Origin of the sequence: Acinetobacter sp. ANC 3832, assembly GCF_002135415.1 — a bacterium.
GTDB lineage: Bacteria > Pseudomonadota > Gammaproteobacteria > Pseudomonadales > Moraxellaceae > Acinetobacter.
The window spans coordinates 48,728-68,005 of sequence record NZ_NEGJ01000011.1; the positions used below are offsets into that span (position 1 = coordinate 48,728).

The following is a 19,278-nucleotide window of genomic DNA, read 5'->3' on the forward strand; positions in this document are numbered from 1 at the left end:
TCTTCCAAAATTGGGTTAATCGGACTGAATATGCAAGATGCTTAACAATTCATGATTGAATTATTCACCACGGCATAGTTTACCCGAATGATAAAAATATAAAACCACATTGAAATTCTATCATTGGTAGTGTTTCAATGGTTTAATGATTTGCAACGTCTCTACAGGCACAACTACAGCATATGAAACTTACTATTAATACGTCATTTTCGGCGCAGACATCTAGTCAATATTTGTTGATTTTGGTTGATGCTGAAAATATACAACAAGCAAAATCCACATACCACATCAATGATTTAGATGTGATTATCAACACTGTTCAATTTAAAGCAGGTTTAAACGAAACTTTACCATTAATCGGGAAAGTTGCATTACAGGCCAATAGTGCTTTATTGGGCATAGATAAAGCCTCTGAATTAAAGCCAGCAAAATTGGCAAAAATTGCACAAAGCCTGATTAAAGCTTCACAAAAAAAATTCAAACAAATCAGCATTGATATTTCCGCAATTCCTGCTGAGTTACATTATTTATTTGCATTAAACTTAACACAAGCAGCATATGGTTATGATGAGTATAAGTCGAAAAAGAATGCTTATAGCTTAGAACAAATCAATCTAATTGCTGAAAAAACCACTTTAGATGCTGAACAATTAAATTTAGTTGAAGCGATTCAACATGGGCAAAACTTGGCACGTGACTTAGGCAACTGCCCTGCCAATATTTGCTTCCCTGAATATTTAGCGGAACAAGCAGTTGCGCTTGCTGCTGAGTATCCAGATGTATTAAAAGTGACGGTACTGGAAGAACAGCAAATTGCTGACTTGGGTATGAATGCATTCTTGGCTGTTTCAAAAGGTTCTGAACGTCCAGGACGTATCATCACCCTTGAATATAAAGCAGATCTAGATCAAGCACCAATTGTTCTCGTCGGTAAAGGCGTGACTTTCGATACAGGTGGTATTTCACTCAAACCCGGTGCTGGTATGGATGAAATGAAGTTTGACATGTGTGGTGCTGCATCTGTTCTTGGAACGATTCGTGCACTTTGCGAAGCCAAACTTCCAATTCATGTTGTCGGTGCCATTGCAGCGGCTGAAAATATGCCTTCAGCTCATGCAACACGTCCAGGCGATATTGTTACGACCATGAGTGGTCAAACTGTTGAAATTTTGAATACTGATGCAGAAGGTCGTTTGGTTCTTTGTGATACTTTGACCTATATCAAACGTTTCAATCCTGCTGTTGTGATTGATATTGCAACATTAACAGGTGCGTGTATTGTTGCCTTAGGTAAATTACTCAGTGGTTTGTTCACACCAGACGATGAACTTGCGCAAGAAATTAACCAAGCCGCTGAACAGAGCTTTGACCGTGTATGGCGCTTACCTGTGATTGATGATTATCAAGAGCTGCTCGATTCGCCTTTTGCTGATATTGGTAATATTGGTAATTCAGGTCCACAAGCAGGTTCAATTACAGCGGCTTGCTTCTTACAACGTTTTACGCGTGAATATCGTTGGGCACATTTAGATGTTGCCGGTACAGCTTGGCATTCAGGTGCTGCAAAAGGTGCAACAGGCCGTCCAGTTCCACTATTGATGCAATTCATTATCAATCGTGCGAATGTAAATGGCTAAAGTTAGCTTCTATCTGTTTGAAAAAAGCCCTGAACGACAAGTGGAAAGCGCTTGTCGTTTATGCCGTAAGATTCTGCGTAAATCTGCAAAAATCTGGTTATATAGTCCAGATTTAGAAATGCAACAACAGTTGGATGAACGTTTGTGGAGTTTCGATCCGAGCAGTTTTCTTGCTCACGGGATTGACCAAACCCATGCACCAATTTGTATTTCCGCAGTTTTACCAGAGTCTGCTGAATGGATTGTGTTTAATTTTAACAATCAAGCAATTGAACAAGTGACACAATTTAGTCACATTATCGAAATCATTGAAAATGATGAACATGCCAAACACATCGGTCGTGAAAAATTCAAGACTTATCGTAAATTAGGCATCGTTCCTCAAACATTTAAATTATAAAAGTCGTCGTTTTGTTTTAAGGAGATGCATGGTGGCATTAAATGTCGGTCAGGATTTTAAAAAGCGTTGGTTAAATGCGCCTGAAGCTGTACGCCATGCGTTTGTGGACGACTTAAATCGAATCTGTGATCTTTTAAATCCTGCGAGCAATATCGAGTCTTGGCTTGCCAATGATCAACGTTCAATGCAAGTGGCTCAACTGAAAAGTGAACAAGCCTACGCAGATTTAAAAGCACAGCTGATTGAAGAAGCGCGTGTTCGTAAACAACTTGCCTTAGAAAATTCTTTGGCGGAGAAACGTGAGCAACAACAAAAATATAATCAACAACTTCAACAAGATGAAATTCGTCAATTTAATGCACAAACTGTTTCTTTGGCAGCCTTGCGTCATTCTATTGATCAAGAAACAGTTGAATATAGTTCACGATATAGTAAAAACCCTGAAACACCTGCAATTGACTATGCCAATGGTCAATTTAGGATTCAAGATGAACAAATTACATCTGAACTAGAGAGTGTACGCTTACGTTTAGAATTAGAAGCAGAAACGTTAATAGAACAAGCCGTTTCATCTTTCCGCACTAAATTACAAACAGCAGCAACAGAAGAAATTGCATATATTTTAAAACACTCACAGTTTTCAGCAGAAAAATAGCAAAGCTTATCCATTTTAGTTCTAAGTTATTTTATTTTCATGTCACAAAAATGACATGTTAATGTCACATCATAGTCATGTTTTCTAATGGATAGGTTCAAGAATCCTATCTTTTCAAAAGACTTACATTAGATGCTTAGGAAAATAAAATGGATATGCTGAACCAAATCTCAAATCGAATTGCCACACTCAATTCAGGTGAGAAATGGACTGTTTCTGCCCAAGAGCTCTTGATTAGTCGTGCAGATTTTCAATCTATTTCCGTATTTTTTTCACGTGAATCTGAAAAAGGGCAATTTTCAATTGACCTTCCAAGCTCATTAAGAACATGGTTTGAACAAACATCTTTTACCATTATCAAAAATTAAGCCTGCTTTAAATTCAAAAAAAGCCCTGACTGGGCTTTTTCAATTTGGTCATTTGATTATTTATTAATCATACTTTTAAATACTTCTGCCAATATCTATTCAATGATTTAGTGTTTTAAAATATACCCAAAAGTGCAGACAACAGATTTCCTGCACCATATCCAAGACCTAGAAGTAATGCAATCCAAATCCAACCGCCCAAAACATTATAAATCATAAAACTCATCACACTCATATGCCCTGCTCCAGCAGCAAAAGGTGCAAAGGAGCGTACGAACGGAATAAAGCGAGCAATCAGAATGGTTTTTCCACCATGTTTCAAAAAATAATGATCTGTTTTCTGAATATAAGCAGGCTTAAATATTTTAGAATGTTCATGAAAGAATTTAAGCCCAAGCACTCGCCCTGTGTAGTAATTCACGATATAGCCGAGTACCGATGCAATAAAAAGAGAAACCCCCATATAATGTAAATGTAAAACATTAGAGGTTGAGCACAATGCACCAATCGCAATCAGTAAACTATCACCAGGTAGGAAGAACATAAACACTGAACCTGTTTCTGCAAAAATGATCAGAAACAAAATGGCGTAAATCCATACACCATAACTCTCAAGTAAAGTTGGTAGTAGCTGTTCAAGGTGCATTAAAAAATCTAGCACTGCTTTACCCCTCCTTTAAAGTTTAATTATCTATAATTTTAATCTTCTTGCATCATGCCTTTTATTTTTCCTTAAAAGAAGAAAAGCAAAGCACTTGTGAATACTGATACAAGATGTCGATTAACATCATAATCTAAAATAAAAACAGCCTAATCATTATTAGGCTGTGCAAAATATCATATGTTCTTTTTATCTTAAAAAGCCATTAGCCGCAAGGAATTCCATGCTCAACTTTGACTCGGTTTTTTGTTCAGCAGCTTTGTCACCCAAAAGTAGGCGTTCAATATAACGAGCCAAAACATCGACTTCTAAATTGACTTTCGCACCGACTTTCCACGTTCCAATATTGGTTCGTTCAGCCGTATGCGGAATCAAATTTAAACTTAAAATATTTCCACGCAAATGATTGATGGTTAAGCTAATACCATCCACAGTCACTGAGCCTTTTTCAGCTAAATACTTGGCAATTTCAACAGGTGCTGTCACTTCAAAATATAAAGAGCGTGCATCTGAGCGAACCACGGTAATTTCACCCACAGCATCCACATGACCACTGACAATATGTCCACCAAAACGCGTGGTTGGCAACATCGCTTTTTCAACATTCACAGCTTGACCCGCTCGCCAATTGCCTAATGTTGAACGGTTCAAACTTTCACGAGATACATCCGCAGCATACCAGTTTTCACCCCAATCGATCACGGTTAAGCAAATACCATTGGTTGCAATTGAGTCACCCAAATGTACATCTGACATATCTAAATCGGTATGAATACGTAAACGAATATCGCCACCTACGCTTTGCAGACTGTCGACTTTACCTAAACTTTCAATAATGCCTGTGAACATAAGTTTAATCTCGTATTGTTGCTACCAAAGTGCCAATTGTGTGCTAACACCTGATGTGTCGACACCACCCAATTCTGCAAAATGGTAAAGTTGCCCTAATAATTGTCTTAATGGTGGTCCAGATTTCGCATGCGTATCGGTAATCACAATAAATTCTAATACACGTGCACGCTCAGACTGACGTTGTTTACTCACACGATAACGGGGAACATCTTGTGTTAACAAGGTTACTTTTCCGCGTTCTAAATTTGCTTTGAGTAAATCTTTGGCTTCGATATTACCATCAGTTGAATAGCTGGTCAGAATATAACGTGCATTGATTGTCGATAATAATTTTTCATATGCTTCTTGTGCATACTTTGAAGAATTATATGGGCTTGGGCGTTCTTTACGCCATGCACGATCAATTCCACTCTTATAACCTTTGGTATCTGGTGTTGGTAAATCGGTTTGATCCCATAACGTTAAAGAATTTAAAACGTGATAATTACTGCCATATGCATGTTGATTATAAGGGGGGTCAAGATAAGCAACATCTACCTCAAAACTACTCATTTGATTAGCAAGATGTTGTGCATCGACACACCACATTTCTGCCATTGGCGTTTGTTGTTTTGAATCACCTACTTCTGAAAAACGACTGGGTGATAACCACAATAAAGACTCGATACGTTCTAATGCCGTTTGAGTTTTGCCACCCCAACCATGGTGAAAACTTTTGAATACACCACTGGTATTGCTCACAAAACTGGCTGAATAAAGCAAAGGTGCAAGCAATGCACTCATCTCTACATCATCAATTGCACCTTGTGCTTGCCATGTTGCAATTTGCTGACGAATCGCATCTATACGCATCCCATTACGACGTTTAAAGAATAAACGGTCACGACTTGGATCATAAATTTCGTCATTCCGTGGGCACAAATTATGCGTCACCCAACCGTTGACTTCAGGTAAACGGTTTAGATAATCAATGGCTTTTTGATAACCACCCAATTCTTTAAATGCAGGCGCGTCTGTACATGCCAAGATGGCATGATTTAAAGCATGGCTATAAGGTTCCCAGTCATTGGCAATCACACGATAACCATTTTGCCGAGCTAAACGAGAAACCACTCCACTTCCTGCAAAAAAATCTGCAAAAATAGGGGCTCGTTTGCTACCTGTATGTAATGTTCCTGTGATTTCAAGTGCTTCTAAAATCAAATGGAGCAATCGGCGCTTGTTACCTAAGTAAGGCACAAGTTGATTAAATAAATACTCATCCGTCGTACGCGCAGCATGACGACGTTTGTGATATACCGAAGACTCTGGATTCATACTGTCTCTTGCGAAGGGATAAGTTTTAAGCGTAAGTCATCACCCAGTTGGGTCACATCTTGTAACTTAAAACGGAGTTGCTCAGCCATACTGTCAAATTCAGCATTGAACATGGCGCGTGCTGATTGTCCTAAAAAAGTAGGTGCAATATAACTGATCATTTCATCAACCAATTGTTCTTGCAAAAATGCGCTCGAAAGTGTCGCACCCGCTTCAATCAACACATCAAAAATTTGAAAATCTTTTAAAGTCTTTAATAAATCAGCTAAAGACTGTATTTCTAATTGTACCACGCCTAATGTTGCGAGTTCCTGTCGAAATGGCCCCATGACCATGACTGTTTCTGGAACTTGTAAAATTTGCGCATCTAAAGGTAAACGGCCTTGTCGATCTAAAATCACACGTTTCGGTTGCACAACATTTGCTAGATCAATATTGGGAATGTGACGAACATTCAGTTGCGGATCATCAGCTAAAATGGTCTCTATACCTGTGATGACTGCACCTGAAATTGCACGCCAATGTTGCACATCCTGTCGTGCCTCTGCACCTGTAATCCACTTAGACTCACCTGATGCCATTGCTGTGCGACCATCTAAACTCGATGCAATTTTCAACCGAACATAAGGCATACCTGTTGCCATTGCCTTTAAAAAACCTTGATTCAACTGTTGGGCTTCTGCTGTACAGATGCCTACATCAACGTCGATGTCTGCATCTCTCAGGATTTGAACACCTTTTCCTGCAACCAATGGATTCGGATCTAAGCACGCAACGACCACACGAGAAATGCCTGCATCAACCAAACCTTTAGCACATGGCGGTGTACGCCCATAATGAGCACATGGTTCTAAAGTGACATAAGCTGTTGCTGCCTGAGCATTGTCACCCGCTTCACGCAAAGCAAAAACTTCTGCATGAGAACCACCCACAGGGGCTGTCGCCCCTCGACCAACGACTTCACCATTTTTAACAATCACACAACCTACCGCAGGATTTGGGCGAGTTCGATAAATGGCTTTTTCCGCCTCAGCTAAAGCTTGAAGCATCCAAAATTGATCTTGGCTTAGCTCAGACATGTTTTTCCTATATACAATTTTTTAATAAGGAGATTTTAGGATAGTTCGTGGTCTTGCCCACGATATTGCATTTGTTCGATCTGACGACGAAAGGCTTCAACATCTTGAAAATCTTGATAAACAGAAGCAAAACGTACATAAGCAACATGATCCAATGCAAACAATGCTTGCATTACAATTTCACCAATTGTACGTGAACGTACATCACGCTCACCTAAACGGCGAATCTGCAACTGAATATCACTCAATACTGTTTCTATTTGTTCTTGCGTAACAGGACGCTTTTGTAGTGCATGCATTAAAGAACGACGAAGTTTGGCCTCATCAAATGGTTCATTTTTACCATCCGATTTCGTCACTCGTGGCATCACCACTTCATAGCTTTCAAATGTCGTAAAGCGTTCGTTACAACTGATACATTCACGGCGACGACGAATCTGACAACCTTCAGCGGCTAAACGTGAATCAATCACTTTACTATCTGCGGCGTTGCAAAATGGACAATGCATAGCGGTTTAATTGAACAAATCTATTGACAGTTAGTGTAGCAAAAATTCAGAATTTTGTTGAGCTTTACGCAAGATATAGAAAAAAAACAGCCCATTTGGGCTGTTTTACACAATATATAGATATCGTTTGAATTATTATTCGATCCGTTCGCCATGTTGACTTAAATCTAAGCCCATACGTTCATCATCTTTTTCAACACGGATTCCAATCACCACATCGATAATTTTTAACAGAATAAAAGTCATAACCGCAGAATATGCAATGGTTGCCAATACGCCTTCAGCTTGTACCCATAATTGATGCATCATATCCATTGGCGCTTTGCTTCCCATAATGAATGAGCTTGCAAATACGGCTGTTAAGAGCGCACCAACAATACCACCTACAGCATGTAAGCCAAATGCATCCAGTGAGTCATCAACTTTTAATAAGCGTTTAAGACCCGTTGTACCCCAGAAACAAACCACACCACCAATAATACCCATAATCAGTGCGCCACCCACTGTGACAAAGCCCGCTGCAGGTGTAATCACGACTAATCCAGCAACGGCACCTGAAGCACCGCCCAATACAGATGCTTTACCACGAACAATTTTTTCTACAATTAACCATGTCGCAGCAGCTACAGCAGCAGCAACTTGTGTCGTGACTAAAGCATAAGCAGCTGAACCATTTGCCCCTAAAGCAGAACCACCGTTGAAACCGAACCATCCGACCCATACAAGGCTTGCACCCAATACAGTCAAAGTTAAATTATGCGGCGCCATCGATTCTTTGCCATATCCCATACGCTTACCAAGCATATAAGCGGCAACCAAACCTGCAACACCTGAATTAATGTGAACAACCGTACCACCTGCAAAATCAAGCGCACCATCATTCATTAACCATCCACCACCCCAGACCCAATGGGCAATCGGTGCATAGACGACCACGACCCAAACCGCAATAAAAGCAACAAAGGCACTAAATTTCATTCGTTCAGCGACAGAACCACTAATAATTGCGACAGTAATAATTGCAAAGGTCATTTGGAAAATAACAAATAAAATTTCAGGAATCGTACCCGTTAAAGCATCTGTGGTAATTCCCGACAACATGACTTTATCTAAACCACCAATAAAAGCATTGCCTGAACCAAAAGCCAGTGAATAACCAATCACAACCCAAACAATACTCACAATCGCAGCAGCAGTCAGGCTGTGTGACATGGTACTGAGAACATTTTTTTTACGAACCATCCCGCCATAAAACAGAGCTAAGCCAGGAATCGTCATTAATAAGACAAGTGCTGTAGAGACCAAAATCCAAGCTGTATCACCTGTATCAAGTTTAGGTGTTACTTCTTGTTTGACTGGTTCAGTAGGAGCAGCAACCGCTGTAACAGATGCTGTAGATGATGTGTCGCTTGAAGTCGCAACCACTGATGTTGTAGATGTAGGTGCAGTTGCGCTTTCTTCAGCCCACGCAACTGACCCACCAACTACAGAACCACCCAAGAGTGCGCCAGACAAGCTGAGTGCAAATAGTATTTTTTTCATTCGTATCCCCCAACCTCATTTTTGTTAGTTATGTAACGATGTACATAACCTGCAAACTTTGTGCCAAGTTAAACAGCATCTGGACCTGTTTCACCTGTACGAATACGGATGACTTGTTCTAAATTCGTCACGAAAATTTTTCCATCACCAATTTTTCCAGTGCTAGCGACACGAGTAATTGATTCAATAACAGAATCAACCATGTCATCACTGATTGCGATTTCAATTTTTACTTTAGGTAAAAAATCAACCACGTATTCAGCGCCACGATAGAGTTCTGTATGGCCTTTTTGACGTCCAAAACCTTTAACTTCCGTTACGGTAATTCCTTGAACGCCAATTTCAGAGAGCGCTTCACGCACATCATCTAATTTAAATGGTTTTACAATTGCAGTTACGAGTTTCATGTTGTTTTCCTTCGGCTTTTCTCACCAGTAAGGTTTTATGTTCAATTTTCATGCCAAAACGCCATAACGGTTGGGGGTGTTATTTTGTTCGAGCAAGAAACATCTTTATAACCTATTTTATACCCGAACATGTTGTTTGAGTTTTAAAAAAACATACTTTTATATTGGTTTTTATATCTTTTTTTATCGAATAAATCCATCTTAATCAGTTAATGCTATAGTCTGACTTGCAGCAATGTTAAACTAGCTAACATACCGATATTCTTTGGAATAAATCATGATTGAAACATTATTACAAGCCATTCTAGAACAAGTTGATCAACCTAGAAAAGACATAGAACATAATCTGCGTGCTTTATTAAATGAAGCTGTAAGTAAAATGGATCTTGTTTCTAAAGATGAAATTGAACGTCAGAAAACCGCACTACAAAATGCAAATCTCCGTTTAACACAATTGCAAGAACAGGTAAAAATATTAGAATCACACATTAAAAAAGTATAATTGATAAAATATGCACAGTTTTAGTGCATAAAAAGACCAATAACGATTAAAAATAAAGCATATTGGAATAATAAGATGTCTTTTGCCAAAATTTATACCCGAGGTCTACTCGGTTTACATGCACCACTGATTGAAGTGGAAGTACACGTTAGTCAAGGCTTACCATCTTTAACCATTGTCGGTTTACCAGAAGCGGCTGTTCGAGAAAGTAAAGATCGCGTTCGTTCTGCAATTATTAATAGTGGGTTTTTATTCCCAACCAAACGGCTTACCATCAATTTAGCCCCTGCAGATTTGCCCAAAGATGGTTCACGTTTAGACCTACCTATTGCTTTAGGTATTTTAATTGCTTCGGGACAGCTTCCTGAGAATGCTACAGATGATTTTGAATTTATTGGTGAATTAGCACTTGATGGTCATTTACGTCCTGTAACCAGTACTTTAACAATTGCGATGGCTTGCCAATCTATAGGGCATCGCCTCATGCTTCCACAAGCAAATGCTGAAGAAGCATCACAACTGGTCAATTTAGAGGTTTTTGCTACAACACATTTAAAGCAAGTCTGTGAACACTTTTTAGAAACGCACAAAATTGAAGCAAGTACATCCCAAACGTCAAAACAAGAGCAACACTATAAATTTGATTTGATTGATGTCAAAGGACAATTACGCCCTCGTCGAGCATTAGAAATTGCAGCTGCTGGTGGTCATTCTATTTTATTTAAAGGTCCACCGGGTACAGGAAAAACACTTTTAGCTTCTCGTCTTCCCAGTATTTTACCGCCTTTGAATGCTCAAGAAAATTTAGAAGTTGCCAGTATTTATTCAATTGCCAATACTCAACATCCCTTTGGACATCGACCTTTTCGTGCCCCACATCATACAGCTTCAGCCGTCGCTTTGGTGGGTGGTGGATCACACCCAAAACCGGGGGAAATTACGCTTGCCCATCTAGGAATTTTATTTTTAGATGAGTTACCTGAATTTGACCGCAAAGTTTTAGAGGTGTTAAGGCAACCATTAGAAGCCAAGGAAATTGTAATTTCACGTGCTTCACGACAAATAACCTTTCCTGCAAACTTCCAACTGGTTGCAGCCATGAATCCTTGCCCATGTGGTTATGCATTTAACCAAGACAGTCGGTGTCAATGTTCTGCTGAATCAATCAAACGTTATCGAAATCGAATTTCAGGTCCATTGCTTGACCGTATAGATTTACATATTGATGTTCCTCCTTTAAAAGCACAAGAGTTACAAGATAATGCTCCTGTAGAAAACTCAGCAACGGTTCGAGAGCGTGTCACCCTTGCCTATCATTTGCAAATTCAGCGACAAGGTTATTTAAATCAAGGCTTGTCACCACAACAACTAGAAGTACATGCGAACTTAGATGAGTCTTCTAAAAAAATTATAGAAATGGCACAACAACGTTTAAATCTTTCTGCACGTGCTTATCATCGGGTATTACGTGTTGCACGTACAATTGCAGATTTATCTCAAAGTGCAGAAATTCAAAGCCCGCATTTAACTGAAGCTTTATCTTACCGAAATAATGAAACTTAAAACTAAAGCACTGAAATTTAAAATCTAATATGAGGATGGACATTCACAATGTTAAATTTGATTTTACGTAATGAACAGGAAACTGATATTCACGCCATTTTTGAGCTGACTCAAAAAGCGTTTGAACATGCAGAACATACTGATCACACAGAACAATTTATTGTGAATGCTTTAAGAGGCGCACAGCAATTAACCATTTCGATTGTTGCTGAGTTAAATCAAAAAATCATTGGCCATGTTGCAATTTCACCTGTAGAAATTTCTTCAGGTGCGCCAGATTGGTATGGCTTAGGACCTATTTCAGTTGCACCCGAATATCAGAAGCAAGGTGTTGGCTCTGCTTTAATGAAACAAGCATTACAACAACTTAAACAGTTAGATGGCACAGGCTGTGTAGTTTTGGGTGATCCTGCTTATTATTCAAAATTTGGCTTTAAAGTAATCCCAAATTTAACTCTAGCTCATGTACCGACTGAATATTTTCAGGCACTTTCTTTTAGGGGAACGTTTCCTCAAGGCGAAGTTAAATATCATCCTGCTTTTGAAGCAACACAATAACCATTTCTCATATATGAGAGATCTCTAAGTTTCTAATATTTTCCATAATTACCTCATATAAAACCTGTTCCACATTTTAAAGGCAAAACCTAAATTTATGTATGCAGGTTTTTATATAAAAAAGGTGACTCAAAGTCACCTTTCATTTAAATCAAATAGCTTAAAATGTTTTCGCCAAAGTGAATACTGCACCTGTTTCTAAACCACGTTGAGTTGCATCACTTAAACCATCTGTATCAATATTTGTTCCTACAGCGGCAAGCTCTGCGGTTAAACCTGGAATCGATTTTACTGCATAGTTCACACCCAATTTCCAATCGACATAGTTATCTTTAGCATCTGGTAAAGCTTCCTTATCCATTGTGGTATATCCAACACTTGCAACACCACCAAAGCCAGTATCTGCAATTGGAGCAGAATACCCCAGTGTGAAATTCCAACTATTGCCACCGACTGCTGCCCAATCATTGGTATAGTTAACATTAGTCAGCAAACTTCCACCTTTCACAAATACATCTGCAAATGTTAATTTTGCATAAAATTCTGTCCAGTTAAAATCATCTGCTGCACTTGGATAATTATATTCAACTACACCCACATCTAATACGGGTTTAACACTTGCCGAAAGATTTAAAGGGGTTGTAAAACCAAGCGATGGATCTAATTCTAAATGCGGATCAGATGTCCCAAAGTTCACATTAGAAGCAAAAGCACTGAAATATACACCTGATTTATGTGCCAAAGTAAAACTGCCTTGAACAGCAGGATCTGATTGCGTTTGTGTCATACCGCGAAAGCGATAATCTGTGGTTAGTGCAGCATTCCCAGAAAAACTCAAACCTAGTTTTGATAATGCAGTTTCATCCTCTGCCATTGCCAAAGTTGCTGTTGTTGATAGTGCTACAAGTGTGAATGCTCTGATTGTAAATTTCATTGGACTTAACTCCCCCATCAGCTGATGTCTATTTCTTTTGGTTAATTTGATAAACTCATATTAGACATAGCAATAGCTGTGCCAACTAAATTTAAAGCCCCTTTATGACTTTTTCAAAATAAGGATAAGCCACTTATTTTAAAAATATTATTTAAGATAAATGTGGCTTTAAATTTTGTAATGACTGCCTAGAATATTAGTAGGACTGACAATGGATTATTATAAAATCACTCATTACAATCCTTTGAATAGATCAATAACACAGGATGTATTGTGATGAATGCAGATATAATTTTTCTATTCATTATCTTTTGAAAAGCATAAATTTTACGTAAAATTAGGATGTTATTATTGATAAGCACATGAGCCTTGATAAAAAATGAATGCTGAGAATATTTTCAGTGCATGATCAACGTTCAACTTTGTTTTATGCTTAAAAAAAGTGCATCAACTTTTGCTGATGCACCTCTTCAATCAATTTTATAAATGATGATGCTAAAACGATAGCTTAAAAACCGTAATTCAAACCCAGAACAAAATGATCATCAAAGTCTTCACCTAAGCGATCTTCACCACCTAAAATATAGTCAAATGAAGCAGTCACACCTGTATTTGGAATGACTTTACTAATTCCCACACGTGCTTCACTAAAAGCAAAGTCTTTTTTCGTTTGGATCAAGCTGTCGTCATGGCTACTGTTATATGCTGAAACACCAATTGAAGTATTCAAATGAAAATCTTGTGGGAGTGCGTAGGTATATGCTGCACTCATATAGACATCGCCTGCATTTCCAAAAGATGCATCAGCCAATACAACGCTTAAACCCAAAGTTAAATCTTTATATACCACTTGTCCTAAAACATCATATGCGGTAGTGGTACGTTTATCATCCGCTTCACCATAGATAGAACCACCATTGTGGTAAATATACGATGTTGCTTGAACTTTATATGCCCAGTCTTGGTTCAATTCTTGTGCATAAGACAAATAAAGATCATGTTCAAAACCATGCTCTCGAGTAGCATCTGTTGAATCATAATCTAAACTTGAACCCCAATAACCAACAGCGAAGCCACTTTTTAGTGCGTATTCCAGCCCACCTTGCATCGCAATATCATCATTTTCTACGCCACCACGATAAATATATTGCGTGACCAGACCAATATTTCCCGTTAATGTTGCATCTGTAACTGTAGATTTTGAATTTTCAGCAAATGCCGAATATGAAATTAAAAGCAAAGATAAAGGCAATATTTTTTTTGATAGAGAAACAAACATATACAAAATGCAAAGGGAGAAAGAAGCGCACGATTTTACGTATTTTTGAACTGATAAGAAGCAATACAATGTAAAAATTAATTAATATTTAAAATATTTTTTGCTTATTTTAATGGTTCTATTCGGTAAATCCGATGACTCACATATATTCGCTAAACTTAACAAACTGTTGCATATTTCCCGAGTAGGTAACAAGAATGAAATATATTTAATAAAAAAGATATCTTTTTTACAGAATAATTATACAATTTGTCCATATTTGAAACGCTGTTAAAATAAAATTGTAACCAAACATATGGATGTAATACTCATGCTACCAGCAAAAAAACTAACACTGGCCATTCTAATTAACACTGCATTAGTGATGTCAGCACACGCCAGCGAGCAGAGCGAAGCAAAAGGATTTCTTGAAGATGCCAACGGTTCTGTACTGTTCCGCACTGGCTATATCAACCGTGATTATAAAGATGTTGCTCCTGGCACAGACAGAAGCTCATTTGCTCAAACTGCGATGCTAAAATTAGATTCTGGTTTTACTCAAGGCATTGTCGGTTTTGGTGTAGGTATCATTGGTGATACGTCATTCAAAATTGGTGAAAATGATCATGCTGGTAACAACATGATTCCAACTCATAATGATGGTGCAAGAGATGCCAATGGTCATGTAGATGCTTATGATTATTGGACACGTGGTGGTGGTTATGTGAAAGCACGTATCTCTAATACGACAGCAGTCTATGGTACTCAAGTTTTAGACATCCCTGTACTTGCAAGTAATACTGCACGTTTAGTACCTGAATACTTCGAAGGTACTTTAATCACCAGCCATGAAATTAAAAATCTTGAGCTTATTGCAGGTAAATTTACAAAGAACCAATATTCAGATCAAATCAATACTGATGGTAGACGTCTTGATAGCGCGATTGTTTGGGGTGGTAAATATAAATTTGATGACCAACTTAATGCGTCTTACTATGGCTTAGACAGTAAAGATAAACTTGAACGTCACTATATCAATGCAAACTATAAATTACCTTTGGCTGACAAGAGCTCTTTAACGTTTGATTTCAGTGGTTATCATACTGAATTTGATAAAGATGCAAGCACTTACTCAACATCACCTAATGTCGCTGCAGATGATCGTAGTAATAATATTTGGGCATTATCAGGAACTTATAATCAAGGTCCGCACAGTGTAATGTTGGCTTACCAGCAGAATACGGGTAATACAGGTTATGACTATGGTGAAAATGCAGATGGTGGTCAAAGTATTTATCTACCAAACTCATATCTTTCAGACTTTATTGGTAACCATGAGAAGTCTACTCAAATTCAATATAACTTAGATTTAGCTGCTTTTGGCGTACCAGGTTTGAACTGGACGACAGCTTATGTTTACGGTTGGGATATCAAAACACCAACAGATAACAAAGCAAAAGAAAGCGAATTCTTTAACCAAGTGAAATATACCGTTCAAAGTGGTTTTGCAAAAGATGCAAGTTTACGTCTTCGTAATTCTTACTATCGCGCAGATGATGCATACAATGCAGTGTATATGCCTGATACCAATGAATGGCGTGTATTCCTTGATATCCCTGTGAAATTTTTCTAATTCATACGATATTTAAGACATAAAAAAACCCACATCATTTGATGTGGGTTTTTTATGTAGATATTGGAAACAATATCCAAATCATATACATCAGCAAAAAATTATTTGTTTGCTTCTTTATAGGCTTCAATTGAATCTAATACTTCTTGTTTTGCAACATCAGCACCAGACCAACCGCTCAATTTAACCCATTTACCAGGCTCTAAATCTTTATAGTGAGCAAAGAAGTGTTCTACTTGTTTGATCAATAATTCAGGAAGGTCTGTATATTCTTGAACATTTTTATACAACGGTGTTAATTTATCATGCGGAACTGCAATCAATTTCGCATCTACACCACCATCATCTTCCATGTTCAATTTACCCACTGGACGGCAACGAATTACTGAACCTGGTTCAACTGGATATGGCGTTACAACAAGTACGTCAAGTGGATCACCATCCAAAGACAAAGTATTTGGTACATAACCATAGTTTGCTGGATAGAACATTGCAGTACCCATAAAACGGTCTACAAACAATGCATCAGAATCTTTGTCAATTTCGTATTTAATTGGTGCTGCATTTGCAGGAATTTCGATGATGACATAGATATCATTTGGCGCATCTTTGCCCGCAGGAATATTACTGTAGCTCATAGGATACTCTTTAAAGTGAGGTCTTATTTAAAATCTGGCCGATTATAACGCTTTATATCGCAATCTGTTGCCAATTATACAATTTCAAGCAATAAATTGAACATGGGGAGAGATCAACAATTTACATCAGATGGTGCGAATAATACTGATAAATAATACGATCGGACACGCAATTGAAAGAAACCAGATCACCGATCTTAAGGTCGATAAGTTACACAAATAACAAATTCCGTAAATAATTCGTAAAACAATATATGCGATTCCAAGCATCATGATAATTACTTGTGGAACAACCATATATTCAGCCATCAACACCGATGCAATAAACAAAGGTAAACTTTCAAAACTATTTTGTTGTACTGCATTGGCACGTGCGGCTAAGCCTGATGTATTGGCTAAAAATGCTCTTGGATTTTGGTTATCCTTGGCTTTAAAACCACCTGCAACTTTTGCAATTATTGTGAATATATAAGGTAGTAAACAGGCAATTAAAATTAAATATATGATGCCATCTATCCCAGACATGACTTTATTCTCATGAAGTATCTTTAGGGCAACATCATAACATGGCATTGTTGTTATAATTTTAGCGAAATCGAGAGTTTTGCAAAATTGTGTAGTGGAGTCAAAATGACACAACCTGATCAGAAAGAAATGTTTGAGCAATTAGATAAGCAACGTCAACAACAATTACGCGTTGATCGGATTCTGAAAGTCGTGTTTCCCATTACCGCTTTTTTGCTGTGCGTTATTTGTGCCAATTACAATTGGCAATCGACTGTAGGGACATTCCTTGTTTTAGTCATCGCATTTTATGCTGTCGGCATTAAGCGAATGAATTTATATATGGCTTTAGCGATGATTGCTGTCTATTGTTTCATCGATATCTTTTTAAGTTATGGCTCAATTCCACCTTCTGCCTTAGGGCGACAAATGGGTACAATGCTGACGTTTGTCGGAATCATCGGAATCAGCCGTCCATATATTGACCGTTGGTATGCCAGCTCAATAGACAAGCTTTAACCTGTTTAGAACCCATCTCCCATAAAAAAAGCGCCCTTTAAAGGCGCTTTTAAAATATTGAGAACTTATTTACGTAAATCTTTACGTAAGATTTTACCTACGTTTGATTTTGGCAACTCATCCATAAATTCAACATAACGTGGGCGTTTATAGCCTGTTAAGTTTTCTTTAGCATAAGCTAAAACTTCTTCAGTGGTTAAAGATGGATCTTTTTTCACAACAAAGAGTTTAGGCACTTCACCAGATTTTTCATCAGGTACGCCAATTGCAGCAACTTCCAATACTTTTGGATGTGTTGCAATCACTTCTTCAATTTCTGAAGGATAGACGTTAAAGCCAGAGACTAAAATCATGTCTTTTTTACGGTCTACGATTTTAATATAGCCACGTTCATTCATGATCCCGATATCACCTGTACGGAAAAAACCATCCGCAGTCATGACTTTTTCAGTTTCATCAGGACGATTCCAATACCCTTTCATGACTTGTGGGCCACGAATTGAAATTTCACCCTGCTCACCAAGTGCTAAGTGATTGCCATCATCATCTAAAATTGCGACATCTGTTAATGGTAATGGGACACCAATTGTACCGCTGAACTCTGTTGTTGCGGGAGGATTCGCTGTTGCAACAGGAGAAGTTTCAGATAGACCATAACCTTCAATAATGATGGTGCCAGTCACTTCTTTCCATGCTTGAGCTGTTGATGGTAATACAGCCATACCACCACCCATCGCCATTTTTAACTTGCTATGATCCAGCTGTCTAAATTCTTCATTGTGTACCAAGGCATTAAACAATGTATTGACTGCCGGGAAGAAGCTAGGCTGATACTTGCGTAATTCTTTCATGACCGCAGGTAAATCACGCGGGTTTGGAATCAGAATATTGGCTTGACCTTTGTACATACCGTACATCGCACAAACCATAAATGCAAAAATATGGTAAAGCGGTAATGCACAGAAAATACGATCATCTTTCGAGCCATCACCTACGCCAAATTTACTTTGGAAAATGCCATCGCACTGTAAAAGATTCGCGACTAAGTTGCGATGTGTCAGTTCAGCACCTTTAGAAACACCTGTCGTACCCCCTGTATATTGCAATACTGCTGTATCACTTAGGGTCATATTTGGACGTTTATAATTATTTGGACTAACTTTTGCAATGGCTGTATTGAACTTCACATGCCCTGGAATATTCCAGTCTGGAATTTGCTTACGTACTTTACGTAAAACAAAATTAACCAAAGTCCCTTTCAGCGTTCCAAGCATATCGCCCACTGAAGCAACAATCACATGCTTCACAGGTGTTTTACCCAAAATTGCTTGGTAAACCGTTGCAAAGTTTTCAATAATCACCAAGGCTTCTGCACCAGAGTCATTCAATTGATGCTCAAGCTCACGTGCAGTATAAAGTGGGTTCACATTCACAAGCACTAAGCCTGCACGGAATACACCTAAAGCAACCACTGGATATTGCAATACGTTCGGCATCATCACTGCAACACGTGAACCTTTTGCTAAACCTAAACTTTGAAGATAAGTGGCAAATTTACGGCTTGCAAGCTCTAGTTCACTGAAAGACATCACTTTATCCATAAAGATAAATGCATCACGTGAACCAAATTTCTGGAAGTTACGCTCAAAAATATCAATAAGCGAAGTGTTTTCCTGTGGTAATTCTACTGTTTCTGGAATCCCAGTCTTTTGGTATTCAGCGAACCAAATCTTTTCCATAAT

General features: G+C 38.2%; 21 protein-coding genes. 9 read left to right on the forward strand and 12 right to left on the reverse strand.

The window, feature by feature from the left end; all coding sequences use genetic code 11:
* Window positions 1-182 precede the first annotated feature (182 nt).
* The 4 genes from B9T35_RS14205 (at window position 183) to B9T35_RS14220 (ending at window position 3,060) form a co-directional block, all read left to right on the forward strand.
* A complete protein-coding gene (locus B9T35_RS14205) occupies window positions 183-1,637 on the forward strand; it encodes a leucyl aminopeptidase (RefSeq protein ID WP_086191755.1) in 1,455 nt (484 codons plus the stop codon).
* Window positions 1,630-2,037 (forward strand): DNA polymerase III subunit chi, encoded by a 408-nt coding sequence (locus B9T35_RS14210; protein ID WP_086191756.1) that lies wholly within the window; start codon window positions 1,630-1,632, stop codon window positions 2,035-2,037. Before B9T35_RS14205 ends, B9T35_RS14210 begins: the two co-directional genes overlap by 8 nt.
* A 28-nt stretch (window positions 2,038-2,065) precedes the next feature.
* The gene (locus B9T35_RS14215) at window positions 2,066-2,692 is read left to right on the forward strand and encodes a hypothetical protein (RefSeq protein WP_228147158.1); all 627 of its coding nucleotides are present in this window, start codon (window positions 2,066-2,068) and stop codon (window positions 2,690-2,692) included.
* A 149-nt stretch (window positions 2,693-2,841) separates the two neighbouring features.
* A complete protein-coding gene (locus tag B9T35_RS14220; RefSeq protein WP_086191757.1) occupies window positions 2,842-3,060 on the forward strand; it encodes a hypothetical protein in 219 nt (72 codons plus the stop codon).
* Between the two features lie 115 nt (window positions 3,061-3,175).
* Here B9T35_RS14220 and B9T35_RS14225 read toward each other — a convergent pair whose 3' ends face one another.
* The 7 genes from B9T35_RS14225 to glnK all read right to left on the reverse strand — a co-directional run bounded on the left by B9T35_RS14225 (window position 3,176) and on the right by glnK (window position 9,427).
* On the reverse strand, window positions 3,176-3,721 hold the full coding sequence (locus B9T35_RS14225) for a VTT domain-containing protein (RefSeq protein WP_086191758.1): 546 nt from the start codon (window positions 3,719-3,721) through the stop codon (window positions 3,176-3,178).
* Between the two features lie 189 nt (window positions 3,722-3,910).
* Window positions 3,911-4,570 carry a riboflavin synthase gene (locus tag B9T35_RS14230; RefSeq protein WP_086191759.1) on the reverse strand — a complete coding sequence of 220 codons (660 nt, stop codon included), beginning with the start codon at window positions 4,568-4,570 and terminating at the stop codon, window positions 3,911-3,913.
* 21 nt (window positions 4,571-4,591) lie between these two features.
* A complete protein-coding gene (locus tag B9T35_RS14235; protein WP_086191760.1) occupies window positions 4,592-5,890 on the reverse strand; it encodes a DNA adenine methylase in 1,299 nt (432 codons plus the stop codon).
* On the reverse strand, window positions 5,887-6,969 hold the full coding sequence (gene ribD / locus B9T35_RS14240) for a bifunctional diaminohydroxyphosphoribosylaminopyrimidine deaminase/5-amino-6-(5-phosphoribosylamino)uracil reductase RibD (protein WP_086191761.1): 1,083 nt from the start codon (window positions 6,967-6,969) through the stop codon (window positions 5,887-5,889). The genes B9T35_RS14235 and ribD overlap by 4 nt, the downstream gene beginning before the upstream one ends.
* Before the next feature lie 35 nt (window positions 6,970-7,004).
* Window positions 7,005-7,478: a transcriptional regulator NrdR gene (gene nrdR, locus B9T35_RS14245; protein ID WP_086191762.1), complete on the reverse strand. Its 474-nt coding sequence runs from the start codon at window positions 7,476-7,478 to the stop codon at window positions 7,005-7,007.
* Window positions 7,479-7,613: 135 nt separating this feature from the next.
* Window positions 7,614-9,020, reverse strand: a complete 1,407-nt coding sequence (locus B9T35_RS14250) for an ammonium transporter (protein WP_086191763.1) — start codon at window positions 9,018-9,020, stop codon at window positions 7,614-7,616.
* A 68-nt stretch (window positions 9,021-9,088) separates the two neighbouring features.
* Complete coding sequence (glnK, locus tag B9T35_RS14255) at window positions 9,089-9,427, reverse strand: P-II family nitrogen regulator (RefSeq protein ID WP_004868205.1); 339 nt, start codon at window positions 9,425-9,427, stop codon at window positions 9,089-9,091.
* 277 nt (window positions 9,428-9,704) lie between these two features.
* Here glnK and B9T35_RS14260 point away from each other — a divergent pair, with 277 nt between their 5' ends.
* From B9T35_RS14260 to B9T35_RS14270, 3 genes are all read left to right on the forward strand, one after another.
* Complete coding sequence (locus B9T35_RS14260; protein ID WP_086191764.1) at window positions 9,705-9,929, forward strand: accessory factor UbiK family protein; 225 nt, start codon at window positions 9,705-9,707, stop codon at window positions 9,927-9,929.
* 75 nt (window positions 9,930-10,004) lie between these two features.
* Window positions 10,005-11,492: a YifB family Mg chelatase-like AAA ATPase gene (locus tag B9T35_RS14265; RefSeq protein ID WP_086191765.1), complete on the forward strand. Its 1,488-nt coding sequence runs from the start codon at window positions 10,005-10,007 to the stop codon at window positions 11,490-11,492.
* A gap of 48 nt (window positions 11,493-11,540) precedes the next feature.
* The gene (locus tag B9T35_RS14270) at window positions 11,541-12,050 is read left to right on the forward strand and encodes a GNAT family N-acetyltransferase (protein WP_086191766.1); all 510 of its coding nucleotides are present in this window, start codon (window positions 11,541-11,543) and stop codon (window positions 12,048-12,050) included.
* Window positions 12,051-12,210: 160 nt separating this feature from the next.
* Here the strand turns inward: B9T35_RS14270 and B9T35_RS14275 are convergent, their stop codons facing one another.
* Together B9T35_RS14275 and B9T35_RS14280 are read right to left on the reverse strand one after the other, a co-directional pair.
* Window positions 12,211-12,984: a TorF family putative porin gene (locus B9T35_RS14275; protein WP_086191767.1), complete on the reverse strand. Its 774-nt coding sequence runs from the start codon at window positions 12,982-12,984 to the stop codon at window positions 12,211-12,213.
* A gap of 508 nt (window positions 12,985-13,492) precedes the next feature.
* Entirely contained in the window at window positions 13,493-14,263 is a 771-nt protein-coding gene (locus tag B9T35_RS14280; protein ID WP_086191768.1) for a TorF family putative porin, read from the reverse strand.
* 310 nt (window positions 14,264-14,573) lie between these two features.
* Between B9T35_RS14280 and B9T35_RS14285 the strand changes: the two genes are divergently transcribed.
* Window positions 14,574-15,875 carry an OprD family outer membrane porin gene (locus B9T35_RS14285; RefSeq protein ID WP_086191769.1) on the forward strand — a complete coding sequence of 434 codons (1,302 nt, stop codon included), beginning with the start codon at window positions 14,574-14,576 and terminating at the stop codon, window positions 15,873-15,875.
* Window positions 15,876-15,976: 101 nt separating this feature from the next.
* On the opposite strand, the gene ppa is transcribed toward B9T35_RS14285, so the two are convergent.
* Window positions 15,977-16,513 carry an inorganic diphosphatase gene (gene ppa / locus B9T35_RS14290; protein ID WP_086191770.1) on the reverse strand — a complete coding sequence of 179 codons (537 nt, stop codon included), beginning with the start codon at window positions 16,511-16,513 and terminating at the stop codon, window positions 15,977-15,979.
* A gap of 126 nt (window positions 16,514-16,639) precedes the next feature.
* A complete protein-coding gene (locus B9T35_RS14295; RefSeq protein WP_086191771.1) occupies window positions 16,640-17,038 on the reverse strand; it encodes an MAPEG family protein in 399 nt (132 codons plus the stop codon).
* Window positions 17,039-17,143: 105 nt separating this feature from the next.
* Between B9T35_RS14295 and B9T35_RS14300 the strand changes: the two genes are divergently transcribed.
* Window positions 17,144-17,536 carry a hypothetical protein gene (locus tag B9T35_RS14300; protein WP_086191772.1) on the forward strand — a complete coding sequence of 131 codons (393 nt, stop codon included), beginning with the start codon at window positions 17,144-17,146 and terminating at the stop codon, window positions 17,534-17,536.
* A gap of 65 nt (window positions 17,537-17,601) precedes the next feature.
* Here B9T35_RS14300 and B9T35_RS14305 read toward each other — a convergent pair whose 3' ends face one another.
* A complete protein-coding gene (locus B9T35_RS14305; protein WP_086191773.1) occupies window positions 17,602-19,275 on the reverse strand; it encodes an AMP-binding protein in 1,674 nt (557 codons plus the stop codon).
* Window positions 19,276-19,278: the final 3 nt, after the last annotated feature.